The sequence below is a fragment of the Pseudarthrobacter polychromogenes genome, from assembly GCF_014644495.1.
Classification (GTDB): Bacteria; Actinomycetota; Actinomycetes; order Actinomycetales; family Micrococcaceae; genus Arthrobacter; species Arthrobacter polychromogenes.
In genome coordinates this window covers 1-15,838 of record NZ_BMKU01000011.1, presented here as the reverse complement: position 1 = coordinate 15,838, position 15,838 = coordinate 1, and the positions used below count along the sequence as shown (strand labels likewise).

Annotated in this window: 12 protein-coding genes; 8 read left to right on the top strand and 4 right to left on the bottom strand. The window is 66.5% G+C overall.

The genetic code is table 11. The features are described 5' to 3' along the window. Positions 1–53: 53 nt before the first annotated feature. Positions 54–1,472 carry an energy-coupling factor transporter transmembrane component T family protein gene (locus IEX43_RS15750; RefSeq protein ID WP_188812489.1) on the bottom strand — a complete coding sequence of 473 codons (1,419 nt, stop codon included), beginning with the start codon at positions 1,470–1,472 and terminating at the stop codon, positions 54–56. A gap of 408 nt (positions 1,473–1,880) precedes the next feature. Here IEX43_RS15750 and acs point away from each other — a divergent pair, with 408 nt between their 5' ends. Together acs and IEX43_RS15740 are read left to right on the top strand one after the other, a co-directional pair. Continuing rightward, the gene (gene acs, locus IEX43_RS15745; protein WP_188812675.1) at positions 1,881–3,917 is read left to right on the top strand and encodes an acetate--CoA ligase; all 2,037 of its coding nucleotides are present in this window, start codon (positions 1,881–1,883) and stop codon (positions 3,915–3,917) included. A gap of 103 nt (positions 3,918–4,020) precedes the next feature. Continuing rightward, entirely contained in the window at positions 4,021–4,809 is a 789-nt protein-coding gene (locus IEX43_RS15740; RefSeq protein ID WP_188812486.1) for a DeoR/GlpR family DNA-binding transcription regulator, read from the top strand. Positions 4,810–4,817: 8 nt separating this feature from the next. Here the strand turns inward: IEX43_RS15740 and IEX43_RS15735 are convergent, their stop codons facing one another. Continuing rightward, the gene (locus tag IEX43_RS15735; protein WP_188812484.1) at positions 4,818–5,837 is read right to left on the bottom strand and encodes a LacI family DNA-binding transcriptional regulator; all 1,020 of its coding nucleotides are present in this window, start codon (positions 5,835–5,837) and stop codon (positions 4,818–4,820) included. Positions 5,838–5,847: 10 nt separating this feature from the next. Beyond that, positions 5,848–7,053 (bottom strand): Gfo/Idh/MocA family protein, encoded by a 1,206-nt coding sequence (locus tag IEX43_RS15730; RefSeq protein ID WP_188812482.1) that lies wholly within the window; start codon positions 7,051–7,053, stop codon positions 5,848–5,850. A gap of 212 nt (positions 7,054–7,265) precedes the next feature. Between IEX43_RS15730 and IEX43_RS15725 the strand changes: the two genes are divergently transcribed. The 5 genes from IEX43_RS15725 to aroQ all read left to right on the top strand — a co-directional run bounded on the left by IEX43_RS15725 (position 7,266) and on the right by aroQ (position 13,506). Then, complete coding sequence (locus IEX43_RS15725; RefSeq protein WP_188812480.1) at positions 7,266–8,207, top strand: carbohydrate ABC transporter permease; 942 nt, start codon at positions 7,266–7,268, stop codon at positions 8,205–8,207. Between the two features lie 10 nt (positions 8,208–8,217). Continuing rightward, positions 8,218–9,144, top strand: coding sequence for a carbohydrate ABC transporter permease (locus IEX43_RS15720; protein ID WP_188812478.1), 927 nt, complete (start codon positions 8,218–8,220; stop codon positions 9,142–9,144). Positions 9,145–9,190: 46 nt separating this feature from the next. Next, positions 9,191–10,531 (top strand): ABC transporter substrate-binding protein, encoded by a 1,341-nt coding sequence (locus tag IEX43_RS15715; RefSeq protein WP_188812476.1) that lies wholly within the window; start codon positions 9,191–9,193, stop codon positions 10,529–10,531. A gap of 173 nt (positions 10,532–10,704) precedes the next feature. Next, positions 10,705–12,909: an alpha-galactosidase gene (locus IEX43_RS15710; protein WP_188812474.1), complete on the top strand. Its 2,205-nt coding sequence runs from the start codon at positions 10,705–10,707 to the stop codon at positions 12,907–12,909. 135 nt (positions 12,910–13,044) lie between these two features. Continuing rightward, a complete protein-coding gene (gene aroQ / locus IEX43_RS15705) occupies positions 13,045–13,506 on the top strand; it encodes a type II 3-dehydroquinate dehydratase (protein ID WP_188812472.1) in 462 nt (153 codons plus the stop codon). Positions 13,507–13,509: 3 nt separating this feature from the next. Here the strand turns inward: aroQ and IEX43_RS15700 are convergent, their stop codons facing one another. Continuing rightward, positions 13,510–14,694 carry a MarP family serine protease gene (locus IEX43_RS15700; protein ID WP_188812470.1) on the bottom strand — a complete coding sequence of 395 codons (1,185 nt, stop codon included), beginning with the start codon at positions 14,692–14,694 and terminating at the stop codon, positions 13,510–13,512. A 263-nt stretch (positions 14,695–14,957) separates the two neighbouring features. On the opposite strand from IEX43_RS15700, the gene IEX43_RS15695 reads away from it, so the two are divergent. Beyond that, positions 14,958–15,635 (top strand): Crp/Fnr family transcriptional regulator, encoded by a 678-nt coding sequence (locus IEX43_RS15695; protein ID WP_009359192.1) that lies wholly within the window; start codon positions 14,958–14,960, stop codon positions 15,633–15,635. Positions 15,636–15,838: the final 203 nt, after the last annotated feature.

Genomic DNA, 15,838 nt, shown 5'->3' with positions numbered 1-15,838 from the left:
GGCGGATACCTTGGCTCCGCCGGCCCTGGGAGCCCTGGCCTCCCCCATGGAGGTCAGCCGCGCTCGATGTTGCTGAGGTCCCGCAGGACACCCAGCCGGCCATCAGTGTGCTGGACCAGGAACTCGTGGCCACGGTCCTCGAGCGCCAGGACCCAGCCGCCGGGCTCGATAACGAACGCCGGAGCCCCCGTGCGCGGGTCATAGGCGGTGCGGTGCTGCGCGACGGCAAACCAGAACGCCTCGTGAATGGGCTGTTCTTCCGATTCATCCGGACGGGTTGAAGGATCCACCGTGGCGCCGATGGGCTCCTCGGTGCGGACCTGCTGGTGCACTGCGGTGGCAGGCGTCGGCTCCCAACCGCTGCGCGCGCCCTGCGCGGAGGAGGAAGTGCCCTGGCCGGACGGTGCAGCCGGGTGCGTGCCGCCGTCGTGGGTTGCCGCGGCGTCCTGATGTGCTGCGGCAGCAGCTGAACCGGCGCCGGCCGTTGCCGGAACATCCCCCAGCCGGGTTTCCTCAGCGGCGGGCGTTGAAGAGGGGCGTACGACGTCGGCCGCCTGGGTTGCGGGGCCCGGGTCGCCTGCGGAAGTCCAGTCGGATACCTCGGGAGCGGTGGAGACAGGCGCAGCAGCGGTGGGGACGGCTGCCGTGGCAGGTGCATGGGCCGCCGCGGCCTGTCCGGCAGGACGCGGTGACCCTTGCTGCGCCGCCGGACCCTGGTGCCCCGCTGGTGCCGGCTCGTCAGCTGATCCGGGCTTCACCGCCGAGGATCCTGCGCCTGCGCCGCCGAACAGCCCCCCGCCGGACAGGATCTTCGAGCCGGGCCTGGAGTCTTTGGACCCCGGGGCGGTTTCTGCCTTCGGCTTCTTGGGCGCGCGGGGTTTCTGGACGGGAACAGCGGCCTCACGGGCCACCACGTGGGCGGGCACCTCGGCGCGGTCCTGGAAATCACTGGACAGATACGGCAGGAAACGGCCCAGCACTGTCGCCGCGAAGAGGACCAGGGAGCCGATCAGGCCCACCAGGAGGCTGGGTACGTAGGCGCCCGCCACGGAGACAAAGAAGAAGGCCACCGCAAAGGACGCAACCACTGATGCGAACTGGTCGATGGACAGGGAGCCGATCCGGATCTTCGTGGCCGGGGACAGCCTGCGGGCTGCAAAGAGCGCGCTGACGATCAGGGGCAGGACGATGCCCAGCCCCAGGAAGAACAGGTTGTTAAGGTTCCACAGGTTGTACCGGGCGCCGAAGATCGGCAGCAGGGAGGCAACAAAAAGGATCAGCGTGCCGCCGAAGACGGTCAGGTCCCGGATGGTGAACGGACCCAGCACTGCCTCGTTGGCGTTGGAGGCCTTGCCCGCGGCGGGGGCCTTGCCCACGGCGGCCTGGGATCCTGGCCCTTCAGCGGTTCCGGCACCGTGGCCGGAACCTGCCGTGTCGGGGCCGGTCTTCTGGCCGAAGCTTTGCTGGTTCATTCTGCTCTCCTTAGCGTGGCGGCACCGGGCCCTGTGTGGTCCCCACATCGTGCCGTCTTGACGGCGGTTCCCGCGTGGCCAGGCCTTTGTGGTACCTGGCCAACACGGCCCGCAGTGAAGTCACAATTCCATCCCAGCCTAGTCAAGGGCCAGGCCGATCACTAGCTGGCCACGCACCGCGGGGGCGGCAGCCAGCTGCCCTGGAAAACCATTCACCGCTTAATAAATGCCGTTCACGGGCTGCCGTGTGACACCGCACACATCACCGCCAGCCAAAGCATTAGTCTTGATTCCGGAACAGCTCTTTGCGGAATGTCCGTGACCAGCCGGTGCCCGGCGTCGTGCAGGCGGCGGAGCCCGGCCAGCGGACATCCCGCCCAGCAAAGATCGATGAATGATGAGGTTCACATGTCCCAGGACACTACAAGCGCCGTCGTAGACGCTTCCGCAAGCACAGGGCAGCCCGGGCCAGCCAAGGGAGCTGGGCAGGGCGATGCCTTTGAAAACCTGCTTCATGAGACCCGCAAGTTTGCGCCTTCACCCCAGTTCGCTGCTGACGCCGTCGTCACCGCCGCGGAGTATGAGGACGCCAACGCAGACCGTCCCGCGTTCTGGGCGAAGAAGGCCCGTGAGCTGCTGACGTGGGACAAGGACTTCGACCAGGCCCTGGACTGGTCCAACCCGCCCTTCGCCAAATGGTTCGTCGGCGGGGAGGTCAACGCCGCGTACAACGCACTGGACCGTCACGTGGAGAACGGCCTGGGCGACCGGGTGGCCATCTACTTCGAGGGCGAACCCGGGGACACGAGCACCTACACCTATACGCAGCTGACCGAAGAGGTGAAGAAGGCCGCCAACGCCTTCGAGTCCCTGGGTGTGGCCAAGGGCGACCGCGTAGCCGTGTACCTGCCGATGATCCCCGAAGCCGTCATCACCCTCCTGGCCTGCGCCCGGATCGGCGCCGTTCATTCCGTGGTGTTCGGCGGCTTCTCCTCCGAGGCGCTCCGCTCGCGGATCGACGACGCCGAAGCCAAGCTCGTGGTCACCGCGGACGGCACGTACCGGCGCGGCAAGCCCAGCGCCCTGAAGCCCGCCGTCGATGAAGCGTTGGCCCACAAGGGAGACGGAAACGGCCACACGGTGCAGAACGTGGTGGTGGTCAAGCGAAACGGCCAGGACGTGGACTGGCACGAGGGCCGGGACCACTGGTGGGCCGACACCGTGGGCGCCGCATCCGCCGAGCACACCGCCGTGGGCCACGACTCCGAGCACCCGCTGTTCATCCTCTACACCTCCGGCACCACCGGAAAGCCCAAGGGCATCCTGCACACCACCGGCGGATACCTCACCCAGACCGCATACACGCACAAGGCGGTCTTCGACCTGCACCCCGAAACGGACGTGTACTGGTGCACGGCCGACGTCGGCTGGGTCACCGGCCACTCCTACGTCGCCTACGCACCGCTCGTCAACGGCGCCACCCAGGTGATGTACGAGGGCACCCCGGATTCCCCGCACCAGGGCCGCTGGTGGGAAATCATCGAGAAGTACAAGGTCTCCATCCTCTACACCGCCCCCACCGCGATCCGGACATTCATGAAATGGGGCAGGGAGATCCCGGACAAGTACGATCTGTCCTCCCTCCGGGTCCTCGGCTCCGTGGGCGAATCCATTAACCCCGAGGCCTGGATGTGGTACCGGAAGGTCATCGGCGGGGACAAGACCCCCATCGTGGACACCTGGTGGCAGACCGAGACCGGCGCGCAGATGATCGCGCCGCTGCCCGGGGTCACCGCCACCAAGCCGGGCTCAGCCCAAGTCCCACTGCCCGGCATTGCCGTGGACGTCGTGGACGAGATGGGTGAATCCGTGCCCAACGGCCACGGCGGCTTCCTGGTGATCCGGGAGCCCTGGCCGGCCATGCTCCGCGGCATCTGGGGCGATCCCGAACGCTTCAAGGACACCTACTGGTCCCGGTTCGAAACCATGTATTTCGCCGGAGACGGTGCCAAAAAGGACGAGGACGGCGACATCTGGCTCCTCGGCCGGGTGGATGACGTCATGAACATCTCCGGACACCGGCTCTCCACCACCGAAATCGAATCCGCACTGGTGTCCCACCCCGCCGTGGCCGAAGCCGCCGTGGTGGGCGCCGCGGACGAAACCACCGGCCAGGCCGTCGTCGCGTTCGTCATCCTCCGCGGTGACGCCGTGGATTCCGGGGACGCCATCGTCCAGGAACTCCGGAACCACGTGGGCAAGGAGATCGGGCCCATCGCCAAGCCAAAGGCCATCCTGGTGGTCCCGGAACTGCCCAAGACCCGCTCCGGCAAGATCATGCGCCGCCTGCTCAAGGACGTCGCCGAAGGCCGCGACCCCGGCGACGCCACCACCCTCTCGGACCCGACCATCATGCAGCAGATCGCAGCGTCCCTCAGGAAATAAAGGGGAAGGGGACTTTACGACGGCGGCGCCTGGCTCACAGCCGGGCGCCGCCGTCGTCGTATGCTGGGAGCAGACCCGCCCCCTGCCCTGAAGGATCGCCCTGATGCTCGCCGTCGCCCGCCACCAGGCCATTTTGGACGCTCTCCAGCGGGAGCGGGTTGTCCGGGTGTCCGACCTGGCCCAGCAGCTGGGTGTGTCCCTGATGACTGTCCGCCGCGACATCGAGGTGCTGGAGGAGGGCGGCCGCCTGGAGCGCATCCACGGCGGCGCGAAAATCCCGGGCGACACCAGCACCCACGAGCCCGGATTCGACCTCAAATCGACGCAGCTGACGGCGGAAAAACGCGCCATCGCGGTGGAGGCGGCCTCGCTGGTTCAGGAGGGCATGGCCGTGGGGCTCAGCGCCGGAACCACCACCTGGGCACTGGCCAAGGAGCTGGTGAGCGGCCCGCAGATCACGGTGGTCACCAACTCGGTCCGTATCGCAGACCTCTTCCACCACGCGGCGTCGGCCGGATCCGCACGGTACGCCTCCACGGTGATCCTGATTGGCGGAGAGCGCACGCCCTCCGACGCCCTGGTGGGCCCCATCGCCACCGGCGCCCTCAAGCAGCTGCACCTGGATGTGCTGTTCCTGGGCGTCCACGGGATGGATGCCGACGCCGGCTTCACCACCCCAAACCTGCTCGAAGCGGAAACAGACCGGGCCTTCGTGGCCGCGGCGCGCAAGACTGTGGTCCTCGCCGACCATACGAAGTGGGGCTTGCTGGGCATCAGTTCCATCGCCTCGCTGGACGAGGTGGATGAGGTCATCAGCGATTCCGGGCTGGGGGCCGACGCCCAGCGCGTCCTCCGGGAACAGGTGGGCCGGCTGCGGCTCGCAGCCGTGTAGAGGCGTTCCTAGGGGCAGCCGCAGGACTGGCGGACGCGCAGCGTGGTGGGAAAGATCCGGTGCCGGGGCTTCTCGCCGCGGCTGGCTCCCACCAGCGCCGCTACCGCCGCTTCCGCCATGGCGGCCACGGGCTGCTCTACCGTGGTCAGCGGCGGCCAGGAGTATTCGGACTCGGCAGAACCGTCAAAGGACGCCACGGCCATCTGTCCCGGGACGGACAGCCCGGCTTCATGGACCGCGCGGAGCAGCCCGATGGCCTGCATGTCCGAGGTGGCAAAGATGGCCGTGGGCCGGTTGACGGACGCCAGGAGGCGCTGCCCGGCCGTGTAGCCGCCGGGACGGGTGAAGGTGCTGTACACAATCGGCCCCTCGGGCAGTCCCGCCTCCTGCAGGGCCTCCCGCCAGCCCACTTCACGGCCGTCAGTGGCGCCCGAGACGTTGGTACCCATGGCGAGGCCAATGTTGGTGTGGCCGTGGCCGATCAGGTGTTCCACGGCGATCCGGGCACCGGCTGCAAGGTCCACGCCGATGCTGTTGAAACCGGGGGCGTCCCGTTCCTGGTTGAGCAGCACCGAGGGGATCTCGGCCGTTTCCAGGACTTCCAGGTCGGGTTCGAAAAGGACACTGGCCAGCAGCACGCCGTCCACCTGCCTGGCGGCGAGGTTGCGGATATTGCGCCGTTCCTTGGCAAGGTTTCCGTCAGAGTTGCCCAGCACCAGCGCGTATCCCAGGGCGGCGGCGGCGTCCTCGACGGCGTGGGAGAACAGGGCGAAGAACGGGTTGGAGATATCCGGGACCACCAGGCCCAGCGTCTCGCTGGAGCCCAGTTTGAGCGCCCGCGCCGCAGCATTGGGGCGGTAGCCCAGAACTCGGATCGCATCCTGCACCTTGGCTTCGGTGGCGGGCGCCACCTTCTTTGGCCCGCCGTTGACAACATAACTGACGACGGCGGTGCTGACGCCGGCATATCTCGCAACGTCCTTGCGTGTCACCGGGCCCCGCGAAGCCTGCACTGCCGGAGTAGTCATGCTGTTCATGTTACGTACTGGTACCCGGCGCATCGCCAAAGTCACGGATGGGAAGCCGTTCGCCGTTTTGCAGGGCGGACTGGTGTGCCACGATTCCCGGGAGCGTGAAGCGGGCGGCAAGCCAGGCGTTCACGGGCGGAAGCGTGCCGTTGTTGACTGCTGTCACAAAGTCGTCCACCAGGAAATGGTGGCTGCCCTCGTGGCCGTTGGGTGCGCCGCGTAACTCCTCCGGCAGCCGTTCTGGTTCATGGACCGGGGCCAGGCCGGAAACGAACGCGTCCCTTAGCTCGGGGGCAACGTTGGCCAGGGACGGGTCATCGAGGGACATGCTGGGCCGGGTTTCCATCTCCTCGGAGACGTCATGGACGTTGTGCTTGTCCTGCCAGACGGAGACCTTGGCGAGCTGCTCGAAGCTGGCCTCCGTTCCGAAGAACCGGAACCGGGACTCGCGGATGTGTGAGGGGTAGCCCACCCGGCGCATCTCGTTGGTGCGCATCACGCCGCCGTCGTTCAGCTCAAAGAGGGCGGTGGCGTTGGAGAAGTCGTTCCCGAACATGCTGACGTCCTTGTCAAAGACGCCGTCGTTACGGTCATCCTTGACCCCCACGCAGCTGACGCTTACAGCATGGGCGGGGACGGCACCCAGTACACCGCCCACGGCGTGGGTGGGGTACAGCATGGGCGGGTAGCTGGCGGTTTCCTTCCAGCGCTCCCCGCCGCTGTACTGGTAGGCCTCGTAGAAGCCCAGGTCCATGTCATGGACGTAGTCGCCTTCGGCGTAGAAGATGCGGCCGAACTTCCCATCGGCAAGCTGCTTGCGCGCATAGACGGTGGCCGGGTTGTAGTAGCTGGTCTCCCCCATCATGTACACCAGCCCGGTCTCCCGGACGGCGTCGATGATGCGTGCGATTTCCTCTTCGGACACGGCCATGGGGACGGCTGAGTAGACGTGCTTGCCGGCGCGGAGGGCCTGCTCCACCAGGGGGCCATGCGTCCAGCGCTGCGTGAAGATGGCCACGGCATCCACGTCGGAGGCCAGGAGCGCGTCGAAGCTCTCCTTCACGCCCGCAAGACCGTACCGGGCCACAGCCTCTGCCGCCCGTTCCGGAAGCTCGTCGGTCACATACACAGCGCTGACGCCGGGGTGGAGGTTGAACAGGTGGGCGAACTGGCATCCGAACTGGCCGGCTCCTACTACGCCGAGTGAAAACGTCATTGTTTGCCTTCCGTGGGGCTGGTTGGGGTCGCCGGGCAAGCGCTGTCCTCCAGGAACTCCAGTGTTCCATCCACATCTACTCGAGTCAACAGGCCAGCGAATGGACAAACCGGCAGGATTACAGAGCAAAAGTAACCTCTTGCCCTTCCAAATCTACTCGTGTAGATTACAGGGCAGTTGTTACCCCCATCACAGTCAGGAAAGGGTCGAAGATGACCACCCTTGCCAAACACTCCAGGTCCGCCCCTGCGGCCTCAGCCTCCCCGAAGCCGCAGGGAAGCCACCGCCGCCTCGGGGATCTCAAGATCGCACTGCTGTTCATCGCGCCGGCAATGATCGGATTCATTGCCTTCTACGTCGTCCCCACCATCCGGGGCATCTACCTCAGCTTCACGGAATACAACATCCTCGGCGACCCGGAATGGATCGGGCTGGATAACTACACAGCAATTGCCAAGGACCCGCTGTTCTGGAACTCGCTGGCCGTCACCGGGCAGTACGTGATCCTCAACATCCTCCTCCAGACGGCCCTTGCCCTGGGCCTGGCCCTCCTAATGCACAATGTGGCCAAGTCCACCATCATCCGGGGCACCCTGCTCCTGCCGTACCTGATGTCCAACGTCATTGCCGCACTGCTGTGGTTCTGGATGCTGGACTACCAGATCGGCGTGGTGAACCAGTTCATCGAGTGGAGCGGGCTCCCCCGCGTCGCGTTCTTCGGCAGCGAGGCGTGGGCCATCCCCACCCAGGCACTGATCAACACCTGGCGCCACATGGGCTACACGGCACTGCTGATCTTCGCCGGCCTCCAGGCCATCCCCAGCCACGTCTACGAAGTGGCCAAACTGGACGGCGCGTCAGCGTTCCAGACCTTCCGGAAAATCACCATTCCCCTGCTGCGTCCGGTCCTCGTCCTGGTCCTCGTGGTGACCGTCATCGGCTCCTTCCAGGTCTTCGACACCGTGGCCGTGACCACGGCGGGCGGCCCGGTCAACGCCACCCGCGTCATCCAGTACTACATCTACCAGCGGGCCTTCACCGAGTCGGACTTCGGCTACGGCTCCGCCATCGCCGTCATTCTCTTCCTCATCCTCGCCCTGGTGGCCTTCATCCAGATGAAGTTCCTCAAGGGCAACGAGTCGGACCTGGACTAAGGAGTCCCGCATGAGCACCACCGCAAGCCGCGCACCGCTGCCGGCCGCAACCCGCCGCCGTCGTCCTTTCAACGCCCGCCGCGCCGGCGCCTGGGCACTCCTGGTCCTGGCCATCGCAGTCTCCGTCCTTCCCTTCCTGTGGGTCCTGCGCACTGCACTGTCCACCAACAACGCGCTGGCCTCGAACGCCACCAGCCTGCTGCCGGCGGAGTTCACCCTCGGCGCCTTCAAACGGGTCTTCGGGCTGCAGTCCCCGGCGGAGGCCGTCGCCGAAGGCGGATCCGGCGCCGCGATCGACTTCTGGCTCTACCTGCGCAACTCGATCATCTTCTCCTCCATCACCACCGCCGGCGCCGTCTTCTTCAGCGCCATGGCCGCCTACGCCTTCTCCCGGCTGCGCTGGAAGGGCCGCAACGCCGTCTTCAGCCTGTTCCTCGGCACCATGCTGGTCCCGCCGATCTTCACGGCCCTGCCGAACTTCCTGCTCATCAAGAACCTGGACCTGCTCAACACCATGCTCGGCCTGGTCCTGCCGTACGTGTTCATGACCCCCTTCGCCATCTTCTTCCTCCGGCAGTTCTTCCTGAACATGTCACGCGAAGTGGAGGAGGCGGCCATGCTCGACGGCGCCAAGCACCTGAGGATCTTCTTCCAGATCGTGCTGCCCAACGCCGCAGCCCCCATCGCCACGCTGGCGCTGCTCACCTTCATCGGCCAGTGGAACGAATACTTCTGGCCCCTGCTCGTGGCGTCGCAGGACGATGTCCGCGTCCTGCAGGTAGGCCTCGGCGTCTTCAAGTCGCAGTCCCCGCAGGGGGCACCGGACTGGTCCGGCCTGATGGCCGCAACCCTCATCTCTGCCCTCCCGGTACTGATCCTCTTCGCCGCGTTCGGCAAGAAAATCGTCAACTCCATTGGCTTCTCCGGCATCAAATAGTCAACCCACAACTCCCCCACCTACACCCCGAACGGAAAGTAGAACCATGAAGAAATCCCTCGGCGCCGTTGCCGTCGCCGCAGCTATGGCACTCTCCCTCTCTGCCTGCAGCGGATCCGCCTCATCCGAAGAAAGCGCCACTGGCGAAATCAGCTACTGGCTGTGGGACGCCAACCAGCTCCCCGCCTACCAGCAGTGCGCCGACGACTTCTCAAAGGCCAACCCGGACATCACGGTCAAGATCACCCAGCGCGGCTGGGACGACTACTGGAGCACCCTCACCAACGGCTTTGTTGGCGGCACCGCGCCGGACGTCTTCACCAACCACCTGGGACGCTACGGCGAACTGGCTGAGAACAAGCAGCTCCTGGCCATCGACGAGGCCGTCGAAAAGGACAACATCGATCTCTCCGCCTACAACGAGGGCCTCGCGGACCTGTGGGTGGGCCAGGACGGCAAGCGCTACGGCCTGCCCAAGGACTGGGACACCATCGGCCTGTTCTACAACAAGGCAATGCTCAGCGCCGCCGGCATCACCGATGACCAGATGAAGGACCTCTCCTGGAACCCCGAGGACGGCGGCAGCTACGAGAAGGTCATCGCCCACCTGACCGTGGACAAGAACGGCAAGCGCGGCGACGAGCCAGGCTTCGACAAGAACAACGTGGACGTCTACGGCCTGGGCCTGAACGGCGGCGGCGACTCCTCCGGCCAGACCGAATGGAGCTACCTCACCAACACCACCGGCTGGTCCCACACGGACAAGAACCCGTGGGGCACCAAGTACAACTACGACGATCCCCAGTTCCAGGAAAGCATGGAGTGGTTCGCCGGGCTGGCGGACAAGGGCTACATGCCCAAGCTCGAAACCACCGTTGGCGCGAGCATGGCTGACACCTTTGCTGCCGGCAAGTCCGCCATCAACGCGCACGGCTCCTGGATGATCGGCCAGTACACAGGCTACAAGGGCATCGAAGTGGGCATCGCCCCCACCCCGGTGGGCCCCGAGGGCGAGCGTGCGTCCATGTTCAACGGCCTGGCGGATTCCATCTGGGCCGGAACCGAGAAGAAGGACGCCGCCCTCAAGTGGGTTGAGTACCTCGCCTCGGCCGGCTGCCAGGACGTCGTAGCCTCCCAGGCCGTGGTGTTCCCCGCGCTCAAGGCGTCATCGGACAAGGCTGCCGAAGCCTTCCAGGCCAAGGGTGTTGACGTCACCGCGTTCACCGAGCACGTCAAGAACAAGACCACCTTCCTGTACCCCATCACGGACAACACCGCCAAGGTCAAGGGCATCATGGAGCCGGCCATGGACGCGGTCGTCTCCGGCAAGGCACCCGCCAGCTCCCTGACCCAGGCCAACGAACAGGTCAACGCCCTCTTCAAGTAGGCCCTGGCCCCTAATAGTGGCTGCGTTTGTGGTCGCAGTCACTGGGCTGGATGCCGCCGCCCCCTCCTCGCGGCGCGGCATCCAGCCTCCTTCCCCCCACTTCCTTGGCTTCAGCGAACACGACGCTCCAGCTCCTCCAGACGCACAGCACAACGACGAAAGAGATTTCCCCTATGGACCCCCTCCACCTCCGTTCCGCCGGGACCAGCCTGGTGATCAGCTTCGACAGCGGAGAGGCCGAGGTGGTCCACTGGGGCGCAGACCTGGGCGCGGACCTGCCGGACCTGGCCATCCTCACCGCCCCGGTCCCGCACTCCGCCATCGACGCACGCGTCCCCGCAGCGCTCCTCCCCCAGGCGTCGTCCTCCTGGCGCGGCCGGGCCGCCCTGCGCGGCTCCCGGACGGCCGACGGCGTCTCCGGGCTTGATTTCTCGGCCCGCCTCCGCGTTGTGACAGCAGGGGCCGACGGCGGCACCGCGGTCATTGTCCAGTCGGACCCGGACGCCGGGCTCACGGTGGAATCCACCCTCACCCTTCACGACGGCGGGCTGCTGGAGCTGCGGCACACCGTCACCAACGACGGCACCACGCCGTACCAGCTCGACGAACTGGCGACCGTCCTCCCTGTGGCGCCGGACGCCGTCGAACTCCTTGACCTCACCGGCCGCTGGTGCCGGGAACGGCACCCGCAGCGCCGCGCCATCCAGCAGGGCACCTGGGTCCGGACAGGCCGGCACGGGCGCACCGGACACGACTCCTCCCTCCTGTTCGCCGCCGGCACCAACGGTTTCGGCAACCGGCACGGCAAGGTCTGGGCCACCCACCTGGCCTGGAGCGGCAACCACGAACAGTTCGCGGACACCATCGGCGACGGCCGGACCATGATCGGCGGCTCCGAACTCCTGGGCCCCGCCGAGGTCATCCTCGAACCCGGCGGCAGCTACACCACCCCGGCACTGTTCGCCGCCTACTCCGACCATGGCCTGGACGGGATCACCGAGGCCTTCTACAGCTGGTTCCGGTCCCGCCCGCACCACGTCCTCCCTGCTGCCTCCACCGGGCTGCCCGCCGGGAAACCTCGCCCCGTTGTGCTCAACACCTGGGAGGCCGTGTACTTCGACCACAACCTGGACACGCTGATCGAGCTGGCTGAGTCCGCTGCCGACCTTGGCGTTGAGCGCTTTGTGCTCGACGACGGCTGGTTCCGCGGCCGCCGCGACGACCACGCCGGCCTCGGCGACTGGTACGTCGACGAGACCCTGTGGCCCAAGGGGCTGACCCCGCTGATCGAGGCCGTGACCTCCCGCGGCATGGAGTTCGGGCTCTGGGTGGAACCGGAAATGGTCAACCTGGATTCCGATATCGCACGGGCGCACCCGGACTGGATCGTTGGCCCGTCAGCGGTGCAGCACAAGGACGGCGGCCGCCTGCCCCTGGAATGGCGGAACCAGCACATCATCGACCTGGTCAACCCCGAGGCGTGGCAGTACATCTACAGCCGCATCGACGCGCTCCTGAGCGAGAACAACATCAGCTACCTCAAATGGGACCAGAACCGGGACCTGCTGGAACACGGCCACGCCGGCCGATCCTCCGTCCACGAGCAGACCCTCGCCGCGTACAGGCTGTTCGACGAACTCCGAAAGGCCCATCCCGGCGTCGAAATTGAATCCTGCTCATCCGGCGGCGCGCGCGTGGACCTGGGCATCCTGGAACGCACCGACCGGATCTGGGGGTCGGACTGCAACGATGCGCTGGAGCGGCAGACCATCCAGCGCTGGACCGGCGCCGTAGTCCCGCCGGAACTGGTGGGCAGCCACATCGGGCCCACCACCTCGCACACCACCGCCCGCACCCACGACCTCTCTTTCCGTGCCATTACCGCGCTGTTCGGCCACTTTGGCATGGAGTGGGACATCCGCGGCGTCCAGGGCAAGGACCGGCAGGAGCTTAAGCGCTTCATCGCCCTGTTCAAGGAACACCGCGGCCTCCTCCACAGCGGCCGCCGCGTCCATGCGGACGTGGCAGGTGACGCCCTGCTGCTGCACGGCGTCGTCACCGATGCGGCGGGAGGCGCACCTGTGGCGGAAGGTACGACGGCGGCCCTGTTCGCCCTGGTCAGCACCCGCACCTCCGCAGCGGAGGAGCCGGGCCGGGTCGGCATTCCCGGCTTGGATGCAGGGCGCAAGTACCGGGTGGAAGCAGTCTTTCCCACGCCCGTAGACGCCGACTACGGCCACACCTACACCCAGGTGCAGCCGCCGGCGTGGCTGGCTGACGGCGCGGTGGCCTCCGGGCGCTTCCTCGCCGAGGTGGGCCTGCCCATGCCCAACCTCAACCCCGAGCACGCGCTGCTGCTGAAGCTCACGGCCCTCTAGTGACCGCCGATTGCTCCGTAAACGTCGTTTTCACGCTTCAAAACGGCATTTACGGAGCAATCGATAGGGGTGCCGCGCGTTCTGGGAATGTGTAAGAATGCGCGACGCCCAGCGCCAGCCGATAGATTGGCATCCATGACTGACGCCTCCACAGACTCTGCCGCCGGCCGCACCATCCTGGTGATCAACGGACCAAACCTGAACCTGCTGGGAACCCGCGAGCCGGAAAAATACGGCACCTCAACCCTGGCCGACGTGGAGCAGCTGGCCGCCGCAGCCGCTGAGGCCCATGGCTTCACGGCAGAATGCGTCCAGTCCAACCACGAAGGCGTCCTACTCGACGTCATCCACGCCGCCCGGAACAACGCCGCGGGCATCGTCATCAATGCGGGCGCTTTTACCCACACCTCCGTGGCACTCCGGGACGCCATTGCCGCCGTGCAGCTTCCCGCCGTCGAGGTCCACATCACCAATGTCCACCAGCGCGAAGAATTCCGGCACCACTCGTACCTCTCCCCCGTCTGCTCTGCGGTCATTGTGGGCGCAGGCGTTGTGGGGTACCGGCTGGCCATTGACTACCTCGCAGAGGTCCTCTAGCCGTTACTTCTGGATGCACTGCCCCGAGGACACCGGCGCGGACAGGGACGCCGCCTGCGATGCCACGGGAGTGAGGTCATCCATGGTGATGGCGAATCCCATCTCCGTATCCGCCGTCGCCTTGGCGAAAATCACACCTGCCACCTGGCCGTCCATGGTCAGCAGCGGCCCGCCCGAATTTCCGGGCTGGACGTCCCCGGCGAGCCGGTAGATCTCCTCGGGCGAGGCGTTGTTGCCGTAGATGTCCGGCACCAGCACAGTGGTGATGTCCTGCACTGTGGCGGGCTTGGACTGGAACGGCCCGCCGTGGGGATAGCCGGCGAAGGCGGCAGGACTGCCGCCGGGAAGGTCCCGGCCCAGCGCCAGCGGGCTTGCCTGCAGGCCGTCCACAGCCAGCACCGCAAGGTCGTGTTTGGTGTCGAAGTAGACAACCCGCCCTGGCATCGCTCCGCCGTCGGGCAGTTCAACCACCGGCTGCGACACGCCCGCCACAACATGCGCGTTGGTGACCACCCGGTCCTCGGACACCACAAACCCCGTCCCTGTCTGGTTCTGGCCGCACTGGTACGCGGTCCCGGCAATCCGGAGCACCGATTCCGCAGCCCGGTTCAGCGAAGGAGTGTCAGTGCTCGCGTTCGGCACCGGTACTGCCGGCCCCTGTTCCAGGCCCTCCAGCAGCGTGGGGATGCCGTTGCCGATCACGGTGGAACGCAGCTGCGCCATGGTGGCCTTGACGGGGACGGGCGTCAATCCGTCGATGAAGCGGATGACCCTGGACTCTGCCAGCTGCTGTGACACGAACGGCACGCCCAGGGAGCTGACGCTGAAGGCCAGCATGGACATCACCAGCGCGGACACCATCACGTTCACGGCTCCGCCCACCAGGCGGTCCACCGCCCGGAGGGGCCGGATCCGCACGGCGCCGCGGATTTGCCGGCCAGCCATCGTCCCCAGGCCGTGCCCCAGGACCACCAGCACGACGGCGGCCGCCACGATGGCGGTCAGCCTCCATCCGGAGTCCTCAACGAAGCCGCTCACCAGGGGGACCGCGAAGAAGGCTGCCACGGCTCCGGCCGCGAACCCTGCGATACCGCCCGCCGTCACCAGGAAACCGTTGCGCAGGCCGTAAACCAGGTAGGACAGCAGCGCCAGGATCAGGATCAGGTCCAGGACAGTCAAGCCGACCACGAAGGCTCCTTATAAACAGTTGAATACCCATTCTAGTGGTGGTCACTGACAGTTCTCTGGACGGCCCACCCCTGCTCGCAGGCCTCCCAAGGGCGCCACCCCAACCGCCTCCCAACCGCCCCTGCGACGTCCCGTGACGCCTCCTGTGGTGGCGCTGCGGCCCCGTATCAGGGCGTTTCGCCTGCCAAGTTCGTCACAGAACCTTGAAAATTCTGAAACAATGGCACAAGCGCCACAGCCGACACTTTTATTCAGGAGATTTCATGGACATCGAGGTACTGCGCCGAGCACCCCTTTTCGCCACGCTCGACGACGACGCATTCCGTCTGCTGACGGACGAGCTCACCGAGGTGGACCTGTCCCGCGGCGCTTCGGTGTTCCGCGAGGGCGACCAGGGTGACCAGCTCTACTTCATCGTCTCCGGCAAGGTGAAGCTCGGCCGGACGTCTCCTGACGGCCGCGAATCCCTCCTGGCAATCCTGGGACCGGGTGAACTCTTCGGCGAAATGGCCCTCTTCGACCCCAGCCCCCGCACCGCAACGGCTACCGCCGTTTCCGAGACCCGGCTGGCCGGCCTTAAGAACGAGAGCCTGAACAACCTGCTCCGCACTCGCCCCGAGGTCTCCGCGCAGCTCCTGCAGGCTCTGGCCCGCCGGCTCCGCCGCACCAACGATTCGCTGTCCGACCTCGTCTTCTCCGACGTTCCGGGCCGCGTAGCCAAGGCACTCCTGGACCTCGCCGACCGCTTCGGCCGCCCCGCAACGGACGGCGTCCTGGTTGCCCACGAGCTCACCCAGGAAGAGCTTGCCCAGCTGGTGGGTGCCTCCCGCGAAACCGTCAACAAGGCCCTCGCCGAGTTCGTCCAGCGCGGCTGGCTGCGGCTGGAAGCCCGCGCCGTCGTCATCCTGGACATGCAGCGCCTCCGCCAGCGCTCCCGCTAGCCACCAAACAGGAAGGCCGCCCCCGTGAACTGATCACGGGGGCGGCCTTTCTGCATTAACCCGGCCCAACGCTCTCTCACTCCCTGCAGCCTTTTCGTAAACCCTCGCTCATCTCCTGCAACCATTCCGTAAACCCTCGTTACCTTTTTCGTAGCCCGTTTCCTGTTGCAGGATGAGGGTGTGCTGGCCTGCCGGTCCCGGGC